The organism is Neobacillus canaveralius (genome assembly GCF_047237705.1).
GTDB classification, from domain to species: Bacteria; Bacillota; Bacilli; order Bacillales; family Cytobacillaceae; genus Neobacillus; species Neobacillus niacini_K.
On sequence record NZ_JBDFLL010000001.1, the window covers coordinates 2,439,963 to 2,452,757 of the forward strand.

9 protein-coding genes, 1 pseudogene and 2 riboswitches are annotated in these 12,795 nt (G+C 40.2%); of the genes and pseudogenes, 7 read left to right on the plus strand and 3 right to left on the minus strand.

The genetic code is table 11. The features are described from left to right. Positions 1-74: 74 nt before the first annotated feature. The 6 genes from ABC255_RS12555 (at position 75) to atzF (ending at position 9,995) form a co-directional block, all read left to right on the plus strand. The gene (locus tag ABC255_RS12555) at positions 75-1,133 is read left to right on the plus strand and encodes an LLM class flavin-dependent oxidoreductase (RefSeq protein ID WP_412993892.1); all 1,059 of its coding nucleotides are present in this window, start codon (positions 75-77) and stop codon (positions 1,131-1,133) included. Between the two features lie 257 nt (positions 1,134-1,390). Next, positions 1,391-1,500, plus strand: a riboswitch (guanidine-I (ykkC/yxkD leader). 66 nt (positions 1,501-1,566) lie between these two features. Then, positions 1,567-2,934 carry an APC family permease gene (locus ABC255_RS12560; protein WP_412993894.1) on the plus strand — a complete coding sequence of 456 codons (1,368 nt, stop codon included), beginning with the start codon at positions 1,567-1,569 and terminating at the stop codon, positions 2,932-2,934. 95 nt (positions 2,935-3,029) lie between these two features. After that, positions 3,030-3,144, plus strand: a riboswitch (guanidine-I (ykkC/yxkD leader). A gap of 62 nt (positions 3,145-3,206) precedes the next feature. Beyond that, positions 3,207-3,947 carry an urea amidolyase associated protein UAAP1 gene (locus tag ABC255_RS12565; protein ID WP_412993896.1) on the plus strand — a complete coding sequence of 247 codons (741 nt, stop codon included), beginning with the start codon at positions 3,207-3,209 and terminating at the stop codon, positions 3,945-3,947. Next, on the plus strand, positions 3,947-4,597 hold the full coding sequence (locus tag ABC255_RS12570; protein WP_412993898.1) for an urea amidolyase associated protein UAAP2: 651 nt from the start codon (positions 3,947-3,949) through the stop codon (positions 4,595-4,597). The genes ABC255_RS12565 and ABC255_RS12570 overlap by 1 nt, the downstream gene beginning before the upstream one ends. A 21-nt stretch (positions 4,598-4,618) precedes the next feature. Then, positions 4,619-8,284 (plus strand): urea carboxylase, encoded by a 3,666-nt coding sequence (gene uca, locus ABC255_RS12575; protein WP_412993900.1) that lies wholly within the window; start codon positions 4,619-4,621, stop codon positions 8,282-8,284. Beyond that, the gene (gene atzF, locus ABC255_RS12580) at positions 8,244-9,995 is read left to right on the plus strand and encodes an allophanate hydrolase (RefSeq protein WP_412993902.1); all 1,752 of its coding nucleotides are present in this window, start codon (positions 8,244-8,246) and stop codon (positions 9,993-9,995) included. The genes uca and atzF overlap by 41 nt, the downstream gene beginning before the upstream one ends. 253 nt (positions 9,996-10,248) lie before the next feature. Here the strand turns inward: atzF and ABC255_RS12585 are convergent, their stop codons facing one another. After that, the gene (locus ABC255_RS12585) at positions 10,249-11,055 is read right to left on the minus strand and encodes an SDR family oxidoreductase (protein WP_412993904.1); all 807 of its coding nucleotides are present in this window, start codon (positions 11,053-11,055) and stop codon (positions 10,249-10,251) included. Between the two features lie 114 nt (positions 11,056-11,169). Between ABC255_RS12585 and ABC255_RS12590 the strand changes: the two genes are divergently transcribed. Continuing rightward, on the plus strand, positions 11,170-11,727 hold the full coding sequence (locus ABC255_RS12590; RefSeq protein WP_412993906.1) for a cysteine hydrolase family protein: 558 nt from the start codon (positions 11,170-11,172) through the stop codon (positions 11,725-11,727). A gap of 104 nt (positions 11,728-11,831) precedes the next feature. Here the strand turns inward: ABC255_RS12590 and ABC255_RS12595 are convergent. Both ABC255_RS12595 and acpP read right to left on the minus strand, forming a co-directional pair. Continuing rightward, a pseudogene (locus ABC255_RS12595) lies at positions 11,832-11,972 on the minus strand (helix-turn-helix domain-containing protein); the annotation flags it as partial. Between the two features lie 427 nt (positions 11,973-12,399). After that, a complete protein-coding gene (gene acpP / locus ABC255_RS12600; RefSeq protein WP_412993907.1) occupies positions 12,400-12,636 on the minus strand; it encodes an acyl carrier protein in 237 nt (78 codons plus the stop codon). Between the last annotated feature and the right edge of the window lie 159 nt (positions 12,637-12,795).

The following is a 12,795-nucleotide window of genomic DNA, read 5'->3' on the forward strand; positions in this document are numbered from 1 at the left end:
GATGGTTAAGCTGGATGGTAGGGTGAATGGTTTACCATTAATTATGATGTAAATACATAGTAGGAGGAAATTTTGTGGAAATAGGATTAAGTACGTTTGTAGAAACAACACCGGATGTTGAAACCGGTAAGGTGATTAGTCACGCACAACGGATACGTGAAGTGGTGGAGGAAATTGTCCTAGCTGACCAGGTTGGGCTGGATGTCTTTGGAGTAGGCGAACATCATCGTGAAGATTATGCTGCTTCATCACCAGCGGTTGTGTTAGCTGCGGCGGCATCGCAAACAGAGCGAATTCGGTTGACAAGTGCGGTTACCGTTTTATCATCTGATGATCCAGTCAGAGTTTTCCAAGATTTTGCGACACTTGACGCCATTTCAAATGGACGTGCTGAGATCATGGCAGGTCGTGGATCCTTCATCGAATCATTTCCGTTATTTGGGTATGATTTAAAGGACTATGATCAGTTATTTGAAGAGAAGCTTGATCTGCTATTAAAAATAACGAAGTCTGAGAAGGTATCCTGGAAAGGTGAACATCGACCATCCATAAATAATTTGGGAGTGTATCCAAGACCGGTTCAGGATCCACTCCCCGTGTGGATCGGAAGCGGTGGCAATCAGGAATCTGTCATACGCGCTGGTCTGCTTGGATTACCGCTTGTTCTAGCCATCATTGGCGGCAGTCCGCAGCATTTTGCACCGCTAGTCCAGCTTTATAAGAAAGCAGCGGAACACGCAGGTCATGATGCTTCAAAGCTGCCAGTTGCTTCACATTCACATGGTTTCGTGGGAGAAAGTACGGAAGATGCGGCGGCGAAGTTTTACCCTTCAACTCAGCAGGCGATGAATAAATTAGGACGTGAGCGTGGATGGGGAAGGTATGACCAAAATGCATTTGACTCGGCTCGCAGTTTGCATGGTGCCTTGTATGTAGGGGATCCGCAATTCGTTGCTGAAAAAATCATTAACCTTCGCAAGAATGTCGGAGTCACACGGTTTATGCTCCACTGCCCGGTTGGCACCATGCCACATGAAGACGTTATGAGGTCCATCGAATTATTAGGAAAAGAAGTGGCTCCGATTGTTCGTGAAGAAGTGGCTAAGTGGGAAAAGGAAAACAAAGGAAAATAATAATATTATCAAAACGGATAGCTACGCTGTGACCTGGAACGATAAAAGCCTGGGAGAAACTGTTAAACAGTATTCTCCCAGGCTTTTTGATGTTTATTGTAAGAAGCTAAAATCAGATGTGTTGTTTAAATAAAATCTAGTAACGTTTCTTCGCTTTCTATGTTAGAACTCCTTACATAGTTATAGAATTCTATTTTTACCTGGTTTATACTTCAAACATATTAAAAATATCAACGCGTTATTAATATCAACTGAATAAAATAGCTCTCTAGGGTTCCGTTTAAAAAAGTAACTTTAAAGTCTGGTCCGAGAGAGAGCGTACAGCTATTCATAGTTGTATACACGGAGGGAAAAAAGCCCGGGAGATTTTTTAAAACAAAAATCTCCCGGACTTTTTTCCTTTTTTATTACATTGAGAAAAGGATGATGGATGATGAAGGAGAATGCTACACTTGTTAAATCACTTAAACTGCCTCAAGTTGTTTTTATGGGACTTGCTTGGATGACCCCAATGATTTATTTTACGGTCTACGGTGTGGCGTTTGAAGCGGCAAATGGTCAAATGGCAGCCGCTTATATTGCAGCATTTCTAGCAATTTTTTTTACCGCTTATAGTTATAGCAAAATGGTAAAAGCTTATCCAATCTCTGGTTCTGCCTATACGTATACGAAAAATTCGATTCATCCGAAAGCAGGGTTTCTTGTCGGATGGGCACTACTGATCGATTATGTTTTCTCTCCCATAATTGCGATTTTAACCTTTGGGATTTTTATGAATACCGAGTTTCCTGCTGTACCTATCTATGTTTGGATCATTATTATGAATTTTATCCTTGCTGTAGTAAACATCCTTGGAATCAAATCCGCTGCACGCATAAGCGGGATCTCGGTTCTATTTCAAATCGGATTTATCTTACTATTCTGCATTTTGGTTGGGAAGGATATTTTAACTGGAGGTAATGAATCCAGTTCCATCTTTTCATTCGCTTCATTCTTCAGTGTTGAGTCGCGGACGAGCGCTGTGTTCTCGGGTGCTGCTGTAATTTGCTTCTGTTTTCTTGGTTTCGACGCAGTAACCACGATGGCGGATGAAACCGTTGATGCTCAAAAAACGATACCGAAAGCGATTTTTTGGATTATTTTTATTGCTGCAGCTTTGTATATTTCTATATCTTATTTAACCCAAATTGCCTATCCGAATTTTACATTTACAAATCCAGATAACGCAGCCTACAGCCTGGTGCATCTGATTGGCGGAAACCTATTAAGCTCATTGTTTATTATGGTGTTAATTGTGGCGACCTTTACACAAGGGCTTTCTTCCATGACCAGTGTAAGCCGTTTTCTATACGCACTTGGCCGTGAATCGGTTTTGCCGAAAAAATTATTTACCTCTATTCATCCAAAATACAAAACACCTGTAGCGAATATTATATTTGTAGCCGTTATTTCCTTATCAGCAATTTTTATTAATCTTAGTACAGCCGTATTATTTGTCAGCTTTGGTGCATTAACAGCATTTTTCTTCGTGAACATATCTGTGATTGCCCATTTCTATATTAAACATAAAAAACGTTCGCCAAAAGAAACCTTTTTATTTCTGATTTTTCCTCTAATTGGAGCTAGTTTTATTGGATGGCTATTAACTTTACTAGATTCATATACACTTACATTTGGCATGGTCTGGATTGTAATAGGATTTGTTTATATGTTTTTCAAAACGAAGTGGTCGAAGGCGCTAGAACGAAAAATCATGCTTTCAACCACTACACAAATGAAATTAGAAAAACATGTTAGATAACCTAACATGATTGTTGTTTCATAACCCAATAACCATTTATACTGAGTACATCAAAACACATCATACTTATAAAGGTTTCCGCAATCAGTTGGAAACAAAAAGCTTTCTAGGGTTCCGTTTAAAGAAGTTTGATGATCTTTAAAGTCTGGTCCGAGAGAAAGGGTGCAGCCGTAACAGTTGCATACACGGAAGGATAAAAGCCTGGGAGATGTTCATCTCTCAGGCTTTTATCCTTTTTTATTTCAATTGTCTATTTTAAAGGAGGATGAACGATGATTAACACTTTTTCTTCAATTATTACGAAAACAATACCGGCTGGTGGAAAATGGTCAGCCCGCATTCAAAGAGGAAAAGAAATTACCTTTACTGCCCTCGAAGATGGTGCCAATGTATCTATATTACTTTATAACGCCAATGACACAGCTGAACGCTACAATATGCCAGATACGTTAAAAGCTCAATACACAGCATTTTTAACAAAAGGAAATGTTCTGATGACGGATCAAGGACGTGTACTGGCTAGTATCGTGGAAGACACGGTCGGCTGGCATGATGCAATCTCCGGATATAGTACTCGACTAATGATTGATGAGAAATATGGAAAAACCACTTATCAAGAAAATCGGAATGAATGGTACCGAAGTGGAGAAGAGGATTTAATAGTTGAACTCTTCCGTAATGGATTAACGACAAGTGATTTATCACCAGTCATCAATTTATTTTCGAAAGTGTTTTGCGATGAGGAGGGTAACATGAATTTTGTTGAAGGGCATACGAAAAAAGGAGAGACTGTGACACTAAGAACGGAAATGGATGTCCTTCTCGTTTTATCCAATACACCCAATCCGCTTGATACAAGGCATACTTATCAATCGACTCCAATTGAAGTGAAAATTAAGGACGCAGAACCCGTTAAAGAAAATGACATTTGCTTGAACCACCGCGACGAAAACCGGCGGGCATTTGAAAATACATGGGAATACGTAATGCTTACCAAAGGAGGAATTCAATAATGTCTGTTTTAAATTATGTCGAGAGTGAACGTAAAGTGGAAGAAGCGATCTATAATAAAAAATTACTTTCAGGAGAGGGCTGGCTGTATACGTTAGAGCCAGGTGAAGTGTTACGAATTGTAGATGTTGAAGGTAATCAAGCAGCAGATACTCTATTTTATGATGCAGATCATCCATCTGATCATTACAGTGCAATTAATACTATTGGGCGTCAGCGAAATATTTATCTATCAACTGGATCAGTTCTTTTAACTGAATCGGGAAAAGAATTGGTCAAAATAGTAGCCGATACATGTGGACGACATGATACCCTTGGCGGGGCATGCTCTGCACAAAGTAACACCGTCCGGTACTCACACGATACATTGCCGATGCATAACTGCCGCGATACCTTTATGCTTCAAATGGCAAAATTTGATAACCGTACAACCAAACGAGATCTTGCTCCCAATGTTAACTTCTTTATGAACGTTCCGGTTACACCAGCAGGCGGCTTAAGATTTGATGACGGCGTTTCAGCACCCGGCTATTACGTGGAGATGCAGGCTATAAATGCGACAACGGTTGTAATTAGTAATTGTCCGCAGTTAAACAATCCATGCAACGCCTATAACCCAACACCTATTCAATTAATCATCTGGGATAAATAACCTATAAAGGAGCGTGTAATTATGTTTAAAAAAGTACTCATTGCAAACCGAGGCGCTATTGCCACTCGAATAGAAAGAACATTGCGAAAAATGGAAGTTGGTTCCGTTGCGGTATATACAAAAGCCGACCAAGACAGTCTGCATGTCGACCTAGCGGATGAGGCGGTTTTAATCGGTGAAGGTTTGGCAAAAGATAGTTATTTAAACGCCGACATTATTTTAAAAACAGCGATTGAAACAGGGGCAGAAGCAATTCACCCGGGGTACGGATTTCTAAGCGAAAATGCAGACTTTGCCCGTGCCTGCCAAGAAAACGGAATTGCTTTTATTGGTCCAAGCCCGGAACAAATTGAATTATTTGGTTTAAAGCACTCTGCTCGTGAACTTGCGACAAATGCAAATGTTCCGCTTTTACCAGGTACCTCGTTAATTAGTGATCTAGATATAGCGTTAATAGAAGCCGAACAGATTGGCTATCCAATAATACTAAAAAGTACAGCTGGCGGCGGAGGAATCGGCATGCGAATCTGTACGGATGAGACAGTATTAAGTGAAGCTTTCGAGTCGGTATGTAGATTGGCGGAAACGAACTTTAACAATGGTGGTGTATTTTTAGAAAAATATATTCAAAAAGCGCGTCACGTAGAGGTGCAAATCTTCGGAAATGAATTTGGTGAAGTTGCCGCACTTGGAGAGAGGGATTGTTCGATTCAAAGAAGAAATCAAAAAGTGATAGAAGAAAGTCCGGCTCCTCTTCTCTCCTCGTCTGTCCGAGAAGAAATGCTAGCGTCAGCTAAGAGATTGGCTCTAGAAGTAGGGTACCGCAGTGCAGGTACCGTTGAATTTTTATATGATCCCGATGAAGAAAAGTTTTATTTTCTGGAAGTGAATACACGTCTTCAAGTGGAACATGGGGTAACTGAGGAAGTCTTAGGAATTGATTTAGTAGAGTGGATGGTTCGTGAAGCAGCAGGAGAGTTGCGTTCACTGGATACACTTTATTCAACTCCGAAAGGACACAGTATTCAAGCGCGGATTTATGCAGAAGATTGCTTAAATGATTTTCGTCCTAGTGGAGGGCAAATGGACCAAATTCATTTTTCTAAACAAGCTCGAATTGAAACATGGGTACGAGACGGCTTAAACGTCACTTCATTCTATGATCCAATGCTAGCAAAAATTATTGTTCATGCTGATACAAGAGAGGAAGCAATCAACAAATTAACTACAGCACTAAAAGAAACAAGATTATATGGAATTACTACGAATCTACAATACTTAGAAGCTTTGTTACAAGATGAGGATTGCCGTTTGGGATATGTGCACACACAAATGTTAAAGAACTTTGCACCGGCGGAAAGTGCGATTGAAGTACTTGACGGCGGGATTCAAACGACAGTACAAGACTTTCCGGGACGTATTGGACATTGGGATGTCGGTGTACCGCCTTGCGGACCGATGGATCCTTTCTCCTTCCGCATTGGAAATAAGCTGTTAGGAAATGACGAAAAGGCCGCGGGGTTAGAGTTCACGCTTCGGGGCGGTGCCTATCGATTCCGGGCAGACATGACCATTTGCTTGACAGGTGCTGATATGGAAGCAAGGTTGGATGACAGAGAAGTACCTATGTATAAAGTTATTCATATCAAGCGTGGTCAAGTGCTATCTTTCGGTGAAGCAGTACAAGGCATGCGCACCTATTTATTAGTAGCCGGTGGATTAGATATGCCGCTATACCTTGGCAGCTCCTCTACCTTTACGCTGGGTGGCTTTGGCGGACACGCTGGACGTGCGCTGCGAACAGGGGATGTGCTGCGGGTTCACTCAAATTATTCACCTGAGCCTGCACAGTTCGAACTCCCTTCTGATCTTCATCCAGTTCTAACAAAGGAATGGACGATTGGGGTGATTCCAGGACCGCACTGCACAGAAGAATATTTAATGCCTGACTATCTGGATCAATTAACTACAACGAGCTGGGAAGTTCATTTTAACAGTTCACGTACAGGTGTCCGGTTAATAGGTCCTGCCCCGCATTGGACACGTGAAGATGGAGGGGAGGCAGGGTTGCACCCCTCGAATATTCACGATAACGCCTATGCTGTTGGAACTCTTGATTTAACAGGAGATATGCCTATTTTACTCGGCCCAGATGGTCCAAGTCTTGGTGGGTTTGTATGTCCGGTTACAACTGCTTCAGCTGAATTTTGGAAAATTGGTCAACTTCATGCAGGAGACACCATTTGTTTTCAGCTATTAACATTAGAAGAAGCCAACGAACTGCGTCTAATACAAGAACAGTATTTGGATAATATTGGAACAAGAGAATTTGATTCCGCTGTTCTTCCGACTTTACCAACAGAAGCCACATTATTTTCATCAGACTATCCAGTACTAGTTCAGCGTCCAGATGGCCGTTTTCCCATGATGATTCGTGCAGATGGTGATGAAAACATTCTGATTGAATATGGAGAAATGGAATTGGATCTTATGCTTCGTTTCCAAGTACATGCACTAATGCAGGCTATTCAATCTCGTAAGGATATTCCAGTAATCGATTTAACTCCAGGCATCCGTTCGCTACAAGTCCATGTTGATGCAACAAAAATGTCGGTTGCCGAACTGTGTGAAATCATTCAATCTCTTGATCGTGAGCTGCCAGCTCTTGAAGAAATGGAAGTACCGTCCCGTATTGTTCGACTGCCACTTTCATGGGATGATCCGGCTACACAGCTTGCCATTGATCGTTATCAAAAAAATGTTCGTCCTGACGCACCATGGTGTCCTAGTAACTTAGAATTTATTCGACGTGTGAATGGATTGGACGCCATTGAAGAAGTTAAAAACGTTGTTTTTGATGCTAACTACTTAGTTCTTGGTCTTGGAGATGTGTATCTTGGTGCTCCTGTGGCAACACCAACTGATCCACGGCACCGTTTAGTAACCACCAAATATAATCCTGCCAGAACATGGACACCGGAAAATGCTGTAGGCATTGGCGGAGCTTATATGTGTGTATACGGAATGGAGGGTCCAGGGGGATATCAATTCGTCGGTCGAACACTTCAAATGTGGAATCGTCTGCGTCAAACAAAGAGTTTTATAGAAGGAAAGCCATGGTTACTTCGTTTCTTTGACCAAATTCAATTTTATCCAGTTGGTGCGGATGATCTTCTCACTATGCGTGAGGACTTTTTACGAGGACGTTTTGAAGTAGAGATTACCGAAACAACCTTTAAACTTAGTGATTATGTTAGTTTCTTAGAATCTATCAAAGAAAGTGCTGATGCTTTCCGAACAACCCAACAGGCTGCCTTTCATGAGGAGCGAGAAAGATGGCATGAATTGGGTCTTGATGAGTATATATCCGAACATGAGGTGACCCAAACGACAGAAGAAATACTGCCAGATGGTGTGGAAGCTGTTCGTTGTACGATGCCAGGTAGTGTGTGGAAAGTTCTTGTATCTAAAGGAGAAGAAGTGAAAAAAGGCGATACCCTGATTATTGAGGAGAGCATGAAGATGGAGTTTCCACAGCTGGCTCCATATGACGGATTTATTCACTCTGTTCATGTAACACCAGGAGAAGAGGTTCATGGTGGTCAATTAATTATATCCATGACAAAAGAAAAGCGAGGTGCTTCTGATGAAAACAATAAACGTACCGCAACTGTTATCCATTCCTGAGCTGAAGGGAAAATATCAATCTAATGAACTTACACCAGAAGATGTTATTCAGGAAATCGTTCATCGTGCAGAAGAAGACAAAGAATATAATGTTTGGATTACCCCGCCTGCGATGGAAAAGATTAAACCCTATTTAGAGCAGTTAAAGCAAATGGATCCAGAGCAAACACCGCTCTGGGGAATCCCGTTTGCCATTAAAGATAATATCGATCTTGCGGGTATATCTACTACATCAGGTTGCCCTGAGTTTTCCTATACGCCGAATGAGCATGCGACAGTCGTTAAGCGACTAATTGAGGCTGGCGCCATCCCAATTGGTAAAGCGAATCTTGATCAGTTTGCAACAGGTCTTGTAGGAACAAGAAGTCCCTATGGTGAAACAAAAAATTCGTTGAACCCTGAGTTGATCAGCGGTGGTTCAAGCTCAGGTTCTGCTGTCTCGGTTGCACGTGGGATGGCCGCCTTTTCACTTGGAACGGATACTGCTGGATCTGGTCGCGTACCGGCTGCACTTAATAATCTTGTCAGTTATAAACCGAGCCTTGGGGCGTGGCCGATTAAAGGTTTGGTTAAAGCCTGTGCTAGCTTGGACTGTATTAATGTGTTTGCTAATAATCTTTCAGATGCCTTGCTTGTGGATGAAGTGGTACGCGGGGTTGAAAGCACTGATCCATGGTCAAAGTTGGTCACGCGTAAATCGGATGCCCTTCCGGAAAAAATTTGTCTTGTGCAAGAACCTCCTGCATTTTACGGACCTTTTGCACAGGACTACAAACAGGCATGGGAAAAAGCGGTTGTCCGCATCGAAAAATTGGGTATCCCGATTGTATACATCGATGGAAGTTATTTAGCGGAAGCCTCTGCTATTCTTTATGAAGGACCATGGGTCGCTGAACGCTGGGCAGAATTAGGGGAATTTATTACAACGCATGAGAATGCAGCTTTTCCTGTGACAGAAACTGTCCTTCGTTCCGGAGCCAAACCAGAGCATGATGCTGCTTCTTTATTTAAAGCGATGCACAAGCTTCGAGAATTTACCCAAAAAGCCCATCAGCAGTTAAAAAATGCAGTTTTGGTCATGCCAACATGCGGTGGTACATGGACGCGTGATCAGGTACGTGAAAATCCAATAGAAACCAACAGTCTTATGGGTTTATATACAAATCATTGCAATCTATTAGATTTAAGTGCTGTAGCGGTTCCAGCAAAAGCTGCAAAAGAAAATCTACCATTTGGAATTACATTGTTTTCAAACAGTGAAAATGAGAATTTGATTTGTGGGCTTGCCGATTTATTTTTACATGGTCGCCGCTCGATGCAAAAGAAGGAAACGACCCTGGTAGCTGTATGTGGTTTGCATATGCGTGGATTTCCGCTTGAAAAGCAAATGATCGAACATGGAGCGGTCTTTATTCGAGAAGCGAAAACCGCCCCACAATACAAAATGATTAAACTACCTTCCCATCCGGCTAAACCGGGACTAATCCGCTTGAACGAACCAGGGGCATCTATTGAAGTAGAGGTTTGGGAGATGCCACTTAGCCAATTCGGTTCGTTTGTTTCTCTGATTCCATCTCCACTTGGGATCGGAAAGGTTGTTTTGGAGGATGGTTCTGAAATACCAGGATTTATCTGTGAAACAAGTGCGGCAAAAACAGCAGAAGATATTTCACATACAGGTGGCTGGCGTTTTATGCCTCAGCGGCTTTAAAATAAAGAGTGCATTGTATCAAACAAGTTTGATAATTTTATAAAGTTTTAGGGGAAATCTTGATAGAGTTAGAGGTGATTGTGCCCGAAAATCTGGAAAGAGTAATGGTTCGGTCACAATCAGTGCAGAATTGTTACCGAAAATCAAAAGGATACCTATGTTGGGTCACAATCCGAGGTGAATTGTGACCCAACATTAGTAGTCTTAATAATTTAGGTCACAACCCTGAGTTTGTTACTGATTTTATGAAACTTTAATTCCCCTTAGCGATCAAAAATTCTTCAAATGTAACTTTACCTACTTTCCGAAGGTCATTAGTGTTTCTTCCATCTAATAATGCTCTATAAAGTTTACCTGGGAACGGGAAGCTTGCTACTTTACTAGATTCATTATTCACCTTTATTTTCAGTTCAGCCATTTCTCTTAATGTTAATATTTCTGGCCCGGCGAAGTCCTCTGTTTTTCCTTGAGGTCCCACATTAATCGTCTGAATTAAATGAGCTGCAAATTCATCAACGTCCACACTTTGAATTTTAATATCTCCAGGCACAAGGTATCTTTTAAAAAGCGGTTTGGATAAAAAAATATTCTCTACAAAACTATGGAACTGAGTTGCACGAACAATTGTATGTGGTACAGTACTGTTTTTTAACAATTCTTCTGCTTGATATTTATTCCGGTAGTATTTCATTGGAATATCTTCAATGCCGACAATAGATGGATAAATGAAATGCTTTATTTGCTGAGTCATATCCAAAAACTTTTTAAAACCTAAAACATCGATGATATCTGAATCCTTTATTGGACTTGTAGCAGCATGAATAACCACATCTATATTGCTCACAGCTTCTTCCAAACCTTCACCAGTCAAAAAATCACAATAAACCCACTCAAAATTTACGTTCTCCGGCTTTCTTCTCGATGTAATTTTGACTTGATAATCAGTATTTTTCAGTTGTCTCAACAAAGCTGAACCTAATTGACCCGTTGCACCAGTTACCAATACTTTCAAGTAAATCACTCCAATTACTTTTATATGCCATCGTATTCTAATATTCAAAACTGCTCGAAAATATTCTATGAACATAATACTACCAATTTGGAGTTTAATGGTAATATTAACATATGCTATGAAGTATCTGAACTAAACATTAAGTTGAAAGGGGTTTTGGAAGTGAATCAAGCTTTACTCGTAATTGATGCCCAGCAGGAACTAATCGAGGGTAATGAAAATGAGAGCAGTGTCTTTAAAAAAGAGGAACTCTTGAAGAATATTAACTTAGTAATTGAAAAAGCAAAAGAAGCAGAAGCGTTAGTGGTTTTAGTTAGGGATAAAGATGTGGCTGGCGGCGAAGGTGAAGGGTTTCAAGTGCACCAAAAAATTAATATCCCTCCTGCTTCAATGATTTTTGATAAGAAGGCTACCAATTCATTTTATGGGACAGGTTTGCTAGATTACTTGAAAGATAATGAAATTGAACATCTTGTTATCATGGGCTGTCAAACTGAATACTGTATTGATTCGGCTGTGAGAACCGCGTCCATCAATGGGTTTGATGTTACCCTGGCGGCTGATGGGCATTCCACGAGAGACTCATCTGTGCTTACTGCAGAACAGATCATCAATCATCATAATAGAGCACTCCATGGACATGACAACGTCGACCACTTTGTTCTCGTTCGAAAAAGTGAAGATGACTTGTTCCAACCTACACATAATAACTACAGATAAAACTACCGTTTTAATAATTGTGTTTATGACTAGTCATAGAATAAAATTAAGGTTTCTTTAAACATGAAACGAGCAGTGGTCTAAAACCGCTGCTCCTTGTTTTTTCAAGCATTTATCCTTTGGTAATAGGATTCTTTTAGGCGTTTCATATCCTCTTTAGGCGGCAACCCGAATAGTCGGGAATATTCACGGCTGAATTGCGATGGACTTTCGTAACCTACCCTGAACGCAACATCAGCAGCAGAGTTTTTTTTCAAGAACAAAGGTACGGATAACATTTTAAAAAGAGGGTAAACCACTTCGATGGCGAATGTAATAAACAGGAAAATATTAGGAAGAATTTGAGGGGCTGTTCTAATCTAATGGGTTTATTTAGATTTGTTTTCGTTTGTGTATGTGTTAGTGTTATTTCATTTATTTCAGTATTAATAGTAGGTATTACTATTTCTTTTTGGGGACTCTCATTAAATTCATATTCACAGTATTTATTACAATTACTTATAATATACTTTGGAATAAGTAAATTTGGCGTAAAAAAAGGTTTCAAAAATAAATATAATGATTTTCCTAAGTAGATTGAATATACGAACTTTTCCCTACACTAGAATGAATAACAAAAAAATCCTTCTAAATTGACAGAGAAGGATTTTTTTTATTTATTTTGTTTATTGCTTATTTATTACGTTGGTTTTGTATATAGTTTACAACATCGCCGACTGTCTGAAGCGTCGCTGCAACTTTGTCGCTAATTTCGATCGCGAATTCATCTTCTATTTCCATCGTCAGGTCCACCATATCAAGTGAATCAGCTTCAAAGTCATCTTTGAAGGATGATTCCATTTTGATAATCTCCATTTTGACACCCAGTTGGTCTGCGATAATAGGCTTTAACTTTTCAAATGTGGTCATTGTGACAACCTCCTAAGTATTTCATAACCACTATTATAACAACCAATTGCGGAACATAAAACAAAAACCAAAAACTAGAGTACCCGATCGTAAAGGTTAAAAAAATGTTATAGAATAAATACAACTTTTCTGTAGAAAAATACGTATATTAAATTTTAT

What these genes read in the sequence shown, in the direction of transcription:
- ABC255_RS12560 (WP_412993894.1), top strand. Translation starts at nt 1,567, where the DNA reads ATGAAGGAGAATGCTACACTTGTTAAATCACTTAAACTGCCTCAAGTT.
- ABC255_RS12565 (WP_412993896.1), top strand. Translation starts at nt 3,207, where the DNA reads ATGATTAACACTTTTTCTTCAATTATTACGAAAACAATACCGGCTGGT.
- ABC255_RS12570 (WP_412993898.1), top strand. Translation starts at nt 3,947, where the DNA reads ATGTCTGTTTTAAATTATGTCGAGAGTGAACGTAAAGTGGAAGAAGCG.
- uca (WP_412993900.1), top strand. Translation starts at nt 4,619, where the DNA reads ATGTTTAAAAAAGTACTCATTGCAAACCGAGGCGCTATTGCCACTCGA.
- atzF (WP_412993902.1), top strand. Translation starts at nt 8,244, where the DNA reads ATGAAAACAATAAACGTACCGCAACTGTTATCCATTCCTGAGCTGAAG.
- acpP (WP_412993907.1), bottom strand. Translation starts at nt 12,636, where the DNA reads ATGACCACATTTGAAAAGTTAAAGCCTATTATCGCAGACCAACTGGGT.